The sequence below is a fragment of the Helcobacillus massiliensis genome (assembly GCF_033106145.1).
In the GTDB taxonomy this organism is placed as follows: domain Bacteria; phylum Actinomycetota; class Actinomycetes; order Actinomycetales; family Dermabacteraceae; genus Helcobacillus; species Helcobacillus massiliensis.
The window spans coordinates 1,982,984-1,995,534 of sequence record NZ_CP136959.1; the positions used below are offsets into that span (position 1 = coordinate 1,982,984).

Below are 12,551 nucleotides of genomic sequence, written 5' to 3' on the forward strand. Positions count from 1 at the left end.
GCTGAGCAGTCCTGCATCCGTGCTCGCGGCCGGGCGCGCTACTGCTCCCCGGAAGTCGCCATGCCCGCACCGCTCACCGCCCGCCTCACCACACTCACTGGCCGCGCACGCACCGTTGCGCTCGCAGTCCTCCTCACCGTCGCCCTCGCCGGCTGCGATGACCTCACCTTCGGCAGCCCCGATGCACCCGCCTCGCCCCCGTCGGGCTCCTCCCCGGGGTCCGGCGGCGGCTCTGATGGCGGAGGGGCCGACGGATCCCCGGCGTCCGCCGAGCCTGCGCGCCCCGCGAGTTCGATGGATCTGACAGACGCGCAGAAGGCGAAGCTCCCGTCGGCCGAGACGATCATGAACAGCACGCTGGATGTTCCGGGCGCCTGCGCTGCCTGGACCAATGCGCCCGAGGGCGATCTCAGTGCCGCGTCCATGAAGTTCGCGGGCAACGAGCCGGTGTCGATGGCGTTCACTGACGGGTACTCGAAGCCGATGTCATCCGGCCGTACCGTCTATGTGGATCCCGAGGTGGTGCAGCCGATCCTGTTCGAGGGGGAACCCGCCGTCCTCGTGCAGCTGTCCTGCCGCTCGAGCGGGCATGACGCTGCTGTCACCCTCCCCGTGTACAGCGCAGATCTGACGTACATCGGCGAAGCGAACCGACTCAGCTCCGAGTTCTACGACACGGTCCGCAGGGCCGCCGGCGAGGACACTGTTCATGAGCTGTCCTACGCCGAGAACATCAGCATCGACGGCAGCACCCTCTCATTCACGATCCCGCACGCGTACGGCTACGCCGATTACGAGATGTGCGAGTCAGCTGAGGAACGCTGCGACAAGGCCCATGAGCTGAAGGTCAGCTACACCCTGAAGAAGGGCGAGTTCGCGCTCGAAGGCGCCGAGGACGTCTCCCCGAATGCACCCTCCGGGACGTACGGCATCTGGACTGAGGACAAGGTCCGCAACGCCACCCTGCCGGTGGGCGCCGAGTGCGGCTCATTCGGCTACTACTACCAGGCTGACCAGGACGGCAAGGCTCCGAAGCCGGAGCGCACAGCGTGGGGCGAGAAGTACTACGAACTCACGTTCGTGGACGGCGAGGCGAAGAACCCGGACCCGGACCAGCACGTGGGCGGGGCGATGGTCAGCGTGGACAAGGTGCACCGCGTGGAGAAGGACGGCAAGGGGTACATCCTGGCCGAGCTGTCCTGCACCGCCGGCGGCACCGGGTACTGGCGATCGATCTCCGTGTTCTCCGCGGACGGCGAGTTCCTCGGTTCGGCGGGCTCGACCGACGGCCCGAACTACCAGGCCGCGATCGAGAAGGACCCGCAGGTGGACTATGCGGAGATGCGCGGCAGCGAAGTCACCTCGTTCGACGGCTCCGTCATCACCATCCACGCCGTGGACATCCGCACGGTGAAGGACCCGTCGGACGCTCCCCACGCCTACATGGGCACCGGCACCGCGGACATCGAACTGACGATCACGCCGGGCAAGGGCCTGGTGATCACCGGCCTGACGGTGGAGGCGCCGGACCCGGAGGACAGCGACGCCAACGGGTGAGGCTCTCGGCGCGAGCGCGGGCAGGCGCGGGCCCAGGCGCGCGGGCGGCCGCGCCGATCAGTACCCGCGGCCGTCCTGGCCGATGAGCGCGGGCTCCGCCTTCCCGTCGAGGACGTCGAGGGCGTAGAGGGTTCGCCGGCCTCCCCAGTCGGACAGCAGATGCGCGTCTTCGCGGTCGATGAGGCGCCAGTCATCGAGCTCGGATTCCTGCAGGCGGATCGTCGCCTCGAGCTCCGCGGCGGGCATGACGCCGGCGTCGAAGATGAAATGGACGCCCATGGTGGAGCCCTGGGCGATGTGCGACGGCACCCAGTTCGCCACGAGCATGCGGCCCGCCGTCACCGTCAGGCCGATCTCCTCCAGCACTTCGCGCTCCGCGGCGATGCGGGCGTCCTCACCGCCGTCGACCCCGCCGCCGGGCAACAGCCAGTGGTCGCGGTAGTTCGGCTTCTCGATCACGAACCGGCCATGCTCATCACGGAGGATCACGGAGCCGGACGCGTGGATGGACGGCAGCTGCTGGTAGAAGTACGGGTCGGGCAGGAGCTCGTTCATGCCCCCACGATAGCCAGCGCGCCTGCCCCGCCCCTCCACCGCCGGCCCCGTCGGCCCGCCTCCTTCCCTCCCCGCCGGCCACCGCCCCCGTCGGCCCCCCAGCCCGGCAGGGCGCATGCGGAACTCCCCGGTGCCGACGGGTCCCGCCGACTAGCATGGGAAGCGCCCTCGCGGCCGCCCGCACCCGGGCGCCGACCGCGCACACCCAACCACCCTGCTCACACGCAAGGAGACCAGGTGCTCTTCATCAACTCCGCTCGCCCCGGTGACCTCGACGACCTCATGCAGTACGGCCTGTTCAACGGCGTCACCACGAACCCGCAGGCGCTGCGCGCGGCCGGACTGTCCCAGCGCGACATCCCCGCCCTCTACGACCACGCGAACCGCCTCGGCGCGCAGACGTTCTTCGCGCAGGCAGTGGGCGGCACGCACGGCGAGCTGCGCTCCAGCGCTGAGGAGATCCTGGAGCTCGGCCTGAACGCGAGTGTGAAGATCCCCGCCACGCCCGACGGGCTCCGGGTCGTCAACGACCTCCAGGGCGCCGGTGAGCGCATCCTTCTCACGGCCGTGTACCACCCGGCGCAGGGCGTGCTGGCGCATGAGCTCGGGCTCGGCTGGATCGCGCCGTACGTCGGCAAGCTGAACGACCTCGGCGTGGACGGTGTCGCCGCCGCGATCGAACTGCACCGCATCCTGACGGCGCGCGAATCGGAGACGAAGGTTCTGGCGGCGTCGATCCGCAGCCTGGACCAGATGTCGGCGCTGTTCGCGGCGGGGATCCCGGCGGCCACGCTGGGGCCGGAGTTCGCGCACCAGCTGCTCGCCAATGAGCATTCGATCGCGACCTCGCATCAGCACCTCGAGGATGCCTGGGCGCACGACGCGATGAACTGACCGCGCCGCCGCGGCGCTGCCCCGCTGCGGCATTGCCCCCACCGCCCCGCCCCGCACACAGCAGAAGCGGCCCGCCTGACTCAGCGTCAGACGGGCCGCTTCTCAGCGCTCAGGGTGCAGCGCTCTGTTCTCAGCACTCACAGCCGTGCCCCGCACGGGGCCCGATCCGTGGGGCAGCGAGCGGTCACACCGCGGTGGAGTCCTCCACTGCGGCGCGCTCGGTGGTGGCGGTCTCCATGTGGCGGAAGCCGGCGAGGGCTTCGCGACCCGGAGCCTTGGTCAGCAGGGACACGACGACCGCAACGATGAGGCACAGCAGGAAGCCGGGCACGATCTCGTACAGCGGCTCCGACAGTGCGCCCCACAGGTTGGCGATGCCGTTCGTGGTCTGCTCCGCGCCGATGGCCTGGCTGCTCTTGCCCCACACGAAGGACACCACGGCGCCGGTCACCATGCCGGCGAGGGCACCGATGTTGGTCAGTCGCTTCCAGTAGAGGGAGAGCAGCACGATCGGGCCGAAGGCGGCACCGAAGCCGGCCCAGGCGAACGCCACGAGGCCGAGGATGGTGGACTCGGGGTCGCGGGCGATGAAGGCGCCGATGATGGCGACCACGAGCACGCCGATGCGGCCGAGCCACAGCTTCGCGCTCGCCGACAGCTTCACGCCGGTGCCCACGAGGTCCTCCACCAGGGCGGAGGAGGTGACCACGAGCTGCGAGGAGATGGTGGACATGATGGCTGCCAGGACGGCGGCGAGGACGATGCCGGCCAGCAGCGGGTGCATCATGATCTGGGCGAGGTCCAGCACCACGTTCTCCGGGTCGGAGAGGCTCATGTCCGGGTTCTGCTGGAAGTAGGCGATGCCGGCCATCGCGGTGGCGATGACGCCGAGCACACACAGGACCATCCAGCCGACACCGATGACGGTGCCCATGCGGGCGTCCTTGGAGGAGCGCAGCGCCATGAAGCGGATGATGATGTGCGGCTGGCCGAAGTAGCCGAGGCCCCACGCCGCGGAGGAGATGACGCCGATGACGGTGGCGCCGGTGACGAGGGAGCCGAAGTCCGGGTTCACCTGACCGACCGATTCGAACATCGCGCCGGGGCCGCCGACTGCGCCGATGGCGAGGGTCGGCACGATGAGGAGGGCGGCGAGCATGATCAGGCCCTGCACCATGTCAGTGTAGGTGGCGCCGAGGAAGCCGCCGAACATCGTGTACAGCAGGGTGATGCCGGCAACGAGGAGCATGCCGATCCAGTATTCGCCGCCGAAGGCGGAGACGAAGAACTTGCCGCCGGCTGCCATGCCGGAGGACACGTAGAAGGTGAAGAACACCAGGATGACGAGGCCGGAGGCGACGCGCAGGAGACGGGTCGTGTCGCCGAGGCGGTTGTCGAAGTAGCTGGGGATGGTGATGGAATCGCCGGCGACTTCGGTGAAGCGCCGCAGACGTGGGGCCACGAAGATCCAGTTGAGGGCGGCACCGGTGGTCAGACCGATCGCCATCCACCCTTCGACGAGGCCCGACATGTACAGCGCACCGGGCAGACCCATCATCAGCCAGCCGGACATGTCGGAGGCGCCGGCGGAGAGCGCGGCGGTGAAGGGGCTGAGGCTGCGGCCGCCGAGCATGTAGTCGTCGCCGCTTCGGGTCTTCCTGAAGGCGTAGAACCCGATGCCGATCATCGCGAGGAAGTACAATCCCACCGCGATGAGTTTGAACGTGAGGTCAGACACGAAGTCTCCTCTCGATTGGGGAGCGGGCCGTCTCGGCCCTCGTGAACGCATGTGACCCTATCGTGAAGACCGCCGCGCTTGTGCCGTGGGCCATTCGTGGGGAGCTTCGTCCCGTCCATGTGTCTCACATGCCGGAAGTCCGCAGGTCAGGGGCGGTGCGAGGGCGGGCATGACTCCGGGCACAGTGGACCGGGCTGCGTGGGTGATGGACCGCGGCGACGGGCCGACGGGTGCCGGCCCGCCGCCGGGCTCAGGGTCAGTGGGCGGGTCCCGTCGGCCCGTGGTGGCCGGCGCGGTCGGCGCGCTTCTGCTCGTCGGCGGCCTGGAACCACGCGTTCGAGCGCGGCAGGAACAGCAGGGCCAGCAGCACGAGCGTCAGCAGGGTGGTGAAGACCCCGGTGCCGGTCGCCGCCCCGGCCACGATCGGGTCGGTCTCCGTCGAGGAGGGGGTGGCGTCCATGATGATGCTGAACAGGGTGGTGGCGAGAAGCAGCCAGCGCGCCCAGTTCTGCTGTTCGCGGATCTTCAGCAGGGCGATCACGGAGACCACGCTGAGCAGAAGGGCCAGCGCGATGATCACAATGCCGACCAGCAGAAAGCCGATGCCGGCAGGGCCAGCGGCACCGATCGCCGGGAGGCCGAGGAGGAGAGCCGGCACGCCGATCAGCATGACCAGCGCGGCAATGACGAGCCCGATGATCAGCAGGATCAGGTTGGTGACGTAGCTGATCGCGGCCTCCGTCGGCATGTGGCGGACGGCGAAGAGCTTCCCGAACCAGCCCGGCTCGGGGAGGAATTCGCGCAGGCTGCGCGGCAGGACGGGGAAGGTGAGACGGTAGCCGGAGAAGTCGAACGCGGACGACGGCTGGTCGGCAGGCTGCTGGTTCGGCTGGGTGGGCGGCGGCTGGGCGGTCATGAGGAGCTCCTTTGCGCGGGCAGAGTCTCAGCTCATCCTCGCACTTTTCGGTAGTGTTCGAGGACTTCTGGCGCATGGTCAGCTTCCATCAGAGCGAGTGCCGGCCCTTGCCACACGGGCGGCTCCTGGGCGCCGGACAGCGCCCAGGCCGCCTGCCGCGCTGCGCCCAGCGCAACGTACTCTGCGGTCGCCGGCACGTGAATCGGCAATCCGAAGACCATCGGAGCCAGTTCCCGAACAGCGGCAGACTTCGACCCGCCGCCGATCAGAAGCAGACGATCGGCACTGCGTCCCGCCGCTGCTTCAACGAAGGAGACGGCATCCGCAAGGGAGCACAGCAGCCCCTCCACAACGGCGCGGGCAATGTCCTCACGGCGATGCTGACGGGTCAGTCCGTGCAGAGTGCCCGTCGCCGTCGGGCGGTTCGGTGCACGTTCACCGTCCAGATAAGGCACGAAGACCGCCCCGCGTGCACCAGGGACGGACCGCAGTGCAAGCTCGGACAGCTGGTCGTAATCGACTCCGAGCATCATGCATCCGAAGTCGAGAATCCGGGAGGCGTTCAGCGTGCAGGCGAGCGGCAGCCACCGTCCAGTCGCATCTGCGAAGCCGTTGACCGCACCGGTTTCGTCCCGTGCAACACTATCGGCGCGCATCGCCGCCACCCCCGACGTCCCGACGGAGACCGACATGTCGCCCTCAGCGAGCCCAAGGCCCAGTGCTGCCGCCATGTTGTCGCCGGTGCCGGGGGCGATCACAGCTCCGGTCGACGTCTCCCCCACGACCGCATTGGGGCGGTGCGCGATCGTTGGGCGGGCGAAGTCATGCCCGAGCGCCTGCACCGCCAACCGCTCATCCCAGCCGTCCTTTTCGGGCGAGAAGTATCCCGTTCCCGACGCATCACCACGATCAGTGAACCAGCCTCCGGCTGCGTCCAAGTGGTGATTCAGCCAGTCATGAGGCAGTACCACGCGGGCGATGCGGGAGGCGTTCTCCGGCTCGTTATCGCGCACCCACCGAAGCTTGGTGCTCGTGATCGAGGCGACGTGCACCGATCCGGTTGCTCGGACTGCAGCAGCGGGCCCACCCAATTCAGAGACGATGTCGTCGGCTGCACCGGCGCTGCGAGTGTCGTTCCACAGCAGGGCGTCGCGCACTGGTGCCCCCTGCGCATCCAGTGCGACCATTCCATGCTGCTGGCCGCCGACGGCGACAGCATCCGCCCTGGGCAGCAGCGGGCCGATGACATCGTCCATGACAGCCGACCAGACCCGAGGATCGACCTCCGTGGAATCCGGATGGGCTCCACGGCGCTCCTCGATGACGTGACCGCTGTCCGCGTCCACCAGGAGGGCCTTGGTGGACTGGGTCGATGAATCAATGCCGAGAACGAGTGCCATGACGGGCCTTTCTGAGACTGCGACTCCACAGTATCGATCGGGTGGTGGTGATCTTGCGGTCGCCGTGGATCCGCCTACACTGAGGCGACGGCAGGGGGCCGCTCTGCGGCATGGTGGAAGGGGAACAGTGCTCGAAACGCGGTACGACCTGCGGGCTCTGCTGCGAGCCGCAACGCTCTACTACGAGCACTCCCTCACCCAAGCGGACATCGCGAAGGACATGGGAGTCTCCCGTCCCCTGATCTCGAAGTACCTCGCTGAGGCGCGGCGCATCGGCCTGGTCCGCATCGAGATCGTGGACCCGTTCGCCAGCGACAAGGCGCCGCTCGAACTGAAGCTCGCCGCCGTACTCGGCCTCGCGCACGTCCGCATCTTCATGGGTGAGGACAGCGATCTGGAAATGCGGGGCCTCGCCGGTGAGCTCGCCGCGGAGCTGCGTGAACTGGCGCTGCCTCCGGAGTCGGTTGTGCTGCTGTCCAGTGGGCAGACCATGTACTCCGTGGTGCTCACTGACCTGTTCCCGAAGCTGCCCGGAGTGACGCTCGTTCCCTCGGTCGGCGGACAGCGGGAGATGGAGCCCTGGTTCCAGACCAATGAGATCGTCGGCATGATGGCGCGCCGGACCGGCGCCACCGCGGTGCCCATCCACGCTCCGGCGATGCCGAGCCGTTCCCTCATGCGCACCCTTCTCAAGGAACCGGACTTCCAGGAGGTGCAGGCGCTGTGGGGCCGGGCAGATGCGGCGCTCCTCGCCATCGGCGCGCCGCTGCGCGCTCGTGATTCGGTCACGAGCGTCATCCCCGTGGAGAATCCCATGTTCGATCACGCGGTCGGTGATGTGAGCCTGAACTTCTTCGATCATGAGGGCCGCATCCTCGAGTTCCCCGGCAGTGACCATCTCGTCCGCACCGATGCCGAGACGCTTCGCCGCATCCCGAAGCGCATCGGCATCGCTCGAGGCGAGATCAAGGCGACCTCGATCCTCGCAGCCGCGCGCAACGGCCTGATCAGCAGTCTGATCACAGATGCCCGGACTGCTCGCGCGGTGATCGATGTGGCGGGTGACGATGCCTGACCGCACGGCGGGGTCGGATCGTGCTGAGCACGCGTCTCACACGATGGTGTTGCCGCCGTCGAGCAGCATATTGGTGCCTGTCACCATCGCAGCGTCCTTCCCGGCCAGATAGGCCACCATCGCCGCCACTTCCTCCGGCTGTCCGAATCGGCCCACAGGGATCGCGGCCCGGGCTCGTTCGCCCTTCTCCCCGGCCCATGCCTTCTTCCCCAACGGTGTCTCGATCACGGTCGGAGAGACGGCATTGACGGTGACGCCGCTGCGTGCCCACTCCGCGGCCAGCACCTTCACCAGGCTCACGATCGCGCCCTTGGACGCCGCGTAGGCCGCGTGGGAGTCCAGCGCGATCACCGCGGCCTGGCTCGCCATGCAGATGATGCGACCGTAGCCGGCTTCGGTCATTACGCGCCCCGCGGCCTGAGCCATATAGAACGAAGCGTCCAGGTTCACGCGCATGGTCGTCGCCCACCTGTCTGGGGTGACGTCGAGAGCGCGGTCCAAGATCGCCACACCAGCGGAATTCACGAGGACATGCGGTGTACCCATCTCGGTGACGACCTGGTCGACGACCTCGGTCGCGGCTGCCGGATCGGAGAGGTCCTTCTGGATTCCGGTGTGTCCGGCTCCAGGCAGGGAATTCGCCGCTTCCTCCACGGTGGAGGCGAGGTCGATCAGCGCGAGACGTGCGCCGCGAGCTGCGAAATGCTCCGCGATCGCGAGGCCGATACCACTGGCACCACCGGTGACGATGACGATCTGGTCGGCGAAGGTGTGGTCAGTCATTCTTCGGGTCCTCCTTGGCTTTGTCCCGCGCAAGGATCGCGCGCAGGGTTCGAGATGCACCGATCTGGTGCAGGGAGCGTAGGGTCTCGAGATAGGGCTCGGTGAAGCGCGGCTCGTCGGCCAGGCCGGCGAAGAAGTCCGGCTCCCGCAGGAACGCTAGTTCATCAGCGCCCAGCTGCGCCTGCGCATTCGCACGAACCCGTGACTCGGCGTTGTCGATGATCCTGATGGGCTGTCCGTTCTCGTCGGTGCCCTCGGCGTATCGCGCCCAGCTCGCGACGATGGCAGCCGACAGTTTCACCTGCCCGCCGCCGCGCAGGTTGTCCAGGATGACGGGAACAAGCCACTTGGGGATCCGATCAGAAGATTCCGCACAGAGCCGCGGCACTGTGTCTTTGACGGATGCATTGGTGAAGCGACGCAGAAGCTCCTGGGCGTAGACCTCCACATCGGTGTCCGGCAGTGCATCGAGGGTGGGCATGGCTTCCTCACGCATGTACCGCAGCAGGAAGTCGGCGATCAGCGGATCCGAGACGGCCTGATCCACCAGGTGGTAGCCAGCGAGGTAGCCGAAGTAGCAGAGCCCCTGATGGGAGGCGTTGAGCATACGAAGTTTGAGCTTCTCGTATGGGGTGACGTCATCCACCACCTGAACTCCCACGTGCTCGTAGGCCGGGCGGGGGCCGGTGAAACAGTCCTCGAGAACCCATTGGAGAAAATGCTCGGTGACGACGGGCCACTGGTCGTCGTACCCGAACCGATCCCTCACGTAGGCGACGTCGTCTTCGGTAGTGGCCGGGGTAATGCGGTCGACCATGGAGTTGGGGAAGGCGACGTTCGCACTGATCCATGCCCCGAGCTCCTCGTCCACAGCAGTTGCGTGGGCGGTGAACATCGCCTTTGCCAGATCGCCGTTGCCCTGAATGTTGTCACAACTCATCACCGTGAACGGGTCGACGCCGGCTGCACGACGCATTCGCAGCGCTTCGACAATCAGACCGAACACGGTCGATGGCTCGTGCGGATTCTCAATATCGGCCGCAACCGCGGGCTGCGCCAAGTCATATTCGCCAGTGACCTGATTGAAGTTGTAACCGCCCTCGGTGACGGTGAGGGAGACGATTCGAGTGGATGGATCGGCGAGCTTGCCAAGGGCTGCGCGGAGGTCCTCCGGCACCCAGATGTAGTCGATGATTGAGCCGATGATGCGAACGGCTTCAGTGCCGTCCGGGTAGCGGGTCAGCAGGGTGTAAAGGTAGTCCTGGTCGCGCAGAACATCGCGCATTCGACGATCTCCGGGCATCACACCCATACCGCAGATCGCGAAGTCCCGAGCTTCGCCGCGCTTGAGCAGGTCATCGAGGTACACGGCCTGATGGGCTCGATGGAATCCGCCGACTCCGAAGTGGACGATTCCGGCTTTCAGCCCTAAGCGGTCATAGTCGGGACCCGTGATCGTGCGCGACGGGGTCGCGGCGGTTCCCTCAGTGACGATCTCCGGCAGATTCTCAGTACACAGTCTCATCGTTGACATCCTTTTTCGAGAGAGGGTGTGGTCGGGTCGTTCGCACCCGGTGAGGGCATGGGAACATCTGTGGGGTCCAGGGTGGGTGTTCGTCGGCGGCCGACGGATTCCTGCGCGATAGCGAGAACCTCGAGGAATGCGGAGGCATCCAGAGCACTGCGGCCGATGAACAGCCCATCAATGCCGGGGATGCCGAGCAGGTCACGAGCGTTGGACGTGTTGACAGAGCCGCCGTAGATGACGGCAGCAACGCGCTCTCCTAGCGCACTGCGGAGCTCGCTGATCTGATCGGCGAGCTCGTTAACCGAGGGTTCGCGGCCCTGTTCACCGATCGCCCAGATCGGCTCATAGGCGATCACAACGCGTGACTGCTGTTTCGGACTGAGTCCGGCAAGAGCAGATTCCGCCTGATCGGTGATGACCACTCCAGAACGGCCCGAGCGCTGGGCAGCAGAGTCTTCTCCGATGCACACGAGCGGTATCAGCCGGTGGCGAAGTGCAGCAGCGGTTTTGAGGCGGATCTGTTCGTCGGTCTCGCCGAGGGCGCGCCGCTCGGAGTGTCCGATTTCGACGATGGAGGCTCCGGCGTCTGCGGCTTGCAGTGGGGAGATCTCGCCGGTGAATGCCCCGCAGTCCTCCCAGTGAGCGTTCTGAACGCCGAGGACGACCGGCGAGTCGGTGAGTTCCTCTCGGACGGCATGCAGCGCTGTCACCGGTGGGATCACGAACGGCGTGAGACCTGAGAAGTCCGCATTGCGCAGGCCCGCAGCGAGCGTCATCGCCCAGGTCCGGGCGTCGGCGATGGTCTTGTTCATCTTCCAACTCGTGCCGATCAGCACCCGGCTCTCCCTTCGTCGGCGAGTAGCGGAACTCTCTGCTCAGAAGTCAACCACAGCCCGAGCGCGCAGTCGTAACATTTGTTATGGACAAGTGTCACCTGCTCGCTACTATGAATCCGGACACCGACGTTCCACCGCAGCCGGGACTGCGGCTGGCATCTGACATCAAAGGAGATCCACGAGATGACCACACCGGAAACGATGAAGGCCGTCGTCATGCACGGCCCTGAGGACTACCGCCTCGAGGAGATCGCGGTCCCCACGCCGGCAACCGATGAGCTTCTGATCAAGGTGGAGGCCACTGGTGTTTGCGCATCGGACCTGAAGTGCTACCACGGAGCAGCGAAGTTCTGGGGCGATGAGAACCGCGACCGTTGGGTGAGCAACGGTGTGACTCCCGGCCATGAGATCGCCGGCACCGTGATCGAAGGATCGGACGAAGCGCTGAGCCACCACCAGGTGAAGGTCGGCGACCGAATCGTGATCGAGCAGATCGTCCCCTGCGAGGAGTGCATGTACTGCCAGCGCGGCTGGTACTGGATGTGCGGTCCCCACGACATGCTGGGCTTTCGCGCCCATAACGGCGGCATGGCCGAATACATGATCGTGCCTCCCAACGCACGCCCTCACGTCATCGACTCCTCCATCCCCCCTCACCACGCTGCTTTCGCCGAGCCGCTGTCCTGCTCCCTGCACGCGGTGGAGCGGGCGAACCTGACCTTCGACGACGTTGTGGTCATCGCCGGTGCCGGACCGATCGGCCTCGGAGCGATCATCGGCGCTGCCCACAAGAGTCCCAAGCAGGTCATCGCACTCGACTTCGACAACGCCAAGCTCGAACTGGCGAAGAAGTGCGGGGCGGACCTCACCCTCAACCCGGGCGAGGTCGATGTGGTGGCAAAGATCAAGGAGCTCACCGGCGGCTACGGCGCCGATGTCTACATCGAGTGCACGGGCCACCCGTCGGCTGTGGGGCAGGGGCTCAACCTGCTGCGCAAGCTCGGTACCTACGTGGAGTACTCGGTCTTCGGCGAAGACGTGTCGGTGGACTGGTCGATCATCTCCGACGACAAGGAACTCGACGTCCTCGGTGCCCATCTCGGCCCGAACTGCTGGCCGCAGGCGATCAAGATCATCGAATCCGGCGTGCTGCCGCTTGATGAGATCTGCACCCACCAGTACGGCCTCGACGACGTGCAGACGGCCCTCGATCAGGTGGCGGACTCCGCCGGTGCCTCGATCAAGGTCTCGATCGTCCCCGGGCTCTGA

At 66.7% G+C, this 12,551-nt stretch carries 11 protein-coding genes; 4 read left to right on the forward strand and 7 right to left on the reverse strand.

Annotated features, from left to right (window positions below):
• Window positions 1-60 precede the first annotated feature (60 nt).
• Window positions 61-1,557 carry a hypothetical protein gene (locus R3I40_RS09115; RefSeq protein WP_285262282.1) on the forward strand — a complete coding sequence of 499 codons (1,497 nt, stop codon included), beginning with the start codon at window positions 61-63 and terminating at the stop codon, window positions 1,555-1,557.
• Between the two features lie 57 nt (window positions 1,558-1,614).
• Here R3I40_RS09115 and R3I40_RS09120 read toward each other — a convergent pair whose 3' ends face one another.
• Window positions 1,615-2,112 carry an NUDIX domain-containing protein gene (locus R3I40_RS09120; RefSeq protein WP_183376900.1) on the reverse strand — a complete coding sequence of 166 codons (498 nt, stop codon included), beginning with the start codon at window positions 2,110-2,112 and terminating at the stop codon, window positions 1,615-1,617.
• Between the two features lie 237 nt (window positions 2,113-2,349).
• Here R3I40_RS09120 and R3I40_RS09125 point away from each other — a divergent pair, with 237 nt between their 5' ends.
• Window positions 2,350-3,006 (forward strand): transaldolase family protein, encoded by a 657-nt coding sequence (locus R3I40_RS09125; RefSeq protein ID WP_285262283.1) that lies wholly within the window; start codon window positions 2,350-2,352, stop codon window positions 3,004-3,006.
• Window positions 3,007-3,190: 184 nt separating this feature from the next.
• On the opposite strand, the gene putP is transcribed toward R3I40_RS09125, so the two are convergent.
• From putP to xylB, 3 genes are all read right to left on the reverse strand, one after another.
• On the reverse strand, window positions 3,191-4,744 hold the full coding sequence (gene putP / locus R3I40_RS09130) for a sodium/proline symporter PutP (protein WP_285262284.1): 1,554 nt from the start codon (window positions 4,742-4,744) through the stop codon (window positions 3,191-3,193).
• Between the two features lie 256 nt (window positions 4,745-5,000).
• Window positions 5,001-5,660 carry a hypothetical protein gene (locus R3I40_RS09135; RefSeq protein ID WP_285262285.1) on the reverse strand — a complete coding sequence of 220 codons (660 nt, stop codon included), beginning with the start codon at window positions 5,658-5,660 and terminating at the stop codon, window positions 5,001-5,003.
• 32 nt (window positions 5,661-5,692) lie between these two features.
• The gene (gene xylB, locus R3I40_RS09140) at window positions 5,693-7,060 is read right to left on the reverse strand and encodes a xylulokinase (RefSeq protein WP_285262286.1); all 1,368 of its coding nucleotides are present in this window, start codon (window positions 7,058-7,060) and stop codon (window positions 5,693-5,695) included.
• Window positions 7,061-7,187: 127 nt separating this feature from the next.
• On the opposite strand from xylB, the gene R3I40_RS09145 reads away from it, so the two are divergent.
• Complete coding sequence (locus tag R3I40_RS09145) at window positions 7,188-8,135, forward strand: sugar-binding transcriptional regulator (RefSeq protein WP_285262287.1); 948 nt, start codon at window positions 7,188-7,190, stop codon at window positions 8,133-8,135.
• Window positions 8,136-8,171: 36 nt separating this feature from the next.
• Here the strand turns inward: R3I40_RS09145 and R3I40_RS09150 are convergent, their stop codons facing one another.
• The 3 genes from R3I40_RS09150 to R3I40_RS09160 are packed head-to-tail and all read right to left on the reverse strand — an operon-like array spanning window position 8,172 to window position 11,258.
• Window positions 8,172-8,918, reverse strand: a complete 747-nt coding sequence (locus tag R3I40_RS09150; RefSeq protein WP_285262288.1) for a GolD/DthD family dehydrogenase — start codon at window positions 8,916-8,918, stop codon at window positions 8,172-8,174.
• Window positions 8,911-10,452 (reverse strand): mannitol dehydrogenase family protein, encoded by a 1,542-nt coding sequence (locus tag R3I40_RS09155; protein WP_285262289.1) that lies wholly within the window; start codon window positions 10,450-10,452, stop codon window positions 8,911-8,913. The genes R3I40_RS09150 and R3I40_RS09155 overlap by 8 nt, the downstream gene beginning before the upstream one ends.
• Complete coding sequence (locus tag R3I40_RS09160) at window positions 10,440-11,258, reverse strand: triose-phosphate isomerase family protein (protein WP_317699958.1); 819 nt, start codon at window positions 11,256-11,258, stop codon at window positions 10,440-10,442. The genes R3I40_RS09155 and R3I40_RS09160 overlap by 13 nt, the downstream gene beginning before the upstream one ends.
• 207 nt (window positions 11,259-11,465) lie before the next feature.
• Here R3I40_RS09160 and R3I40_RS09165 point away from each other — a divergent pair, with 207 nt between their 5' ends.
• Window positions 11,466-12,551 (forward strand): zinc-binding dehydrogenase, encoded by a 1,086-nt coding sequence (locus R3I40_RS09165; protein WP_183376881.1) that lies wholly within the window; start codon window positions 11,466-11,468, stop codon window positions 12,549-12,551.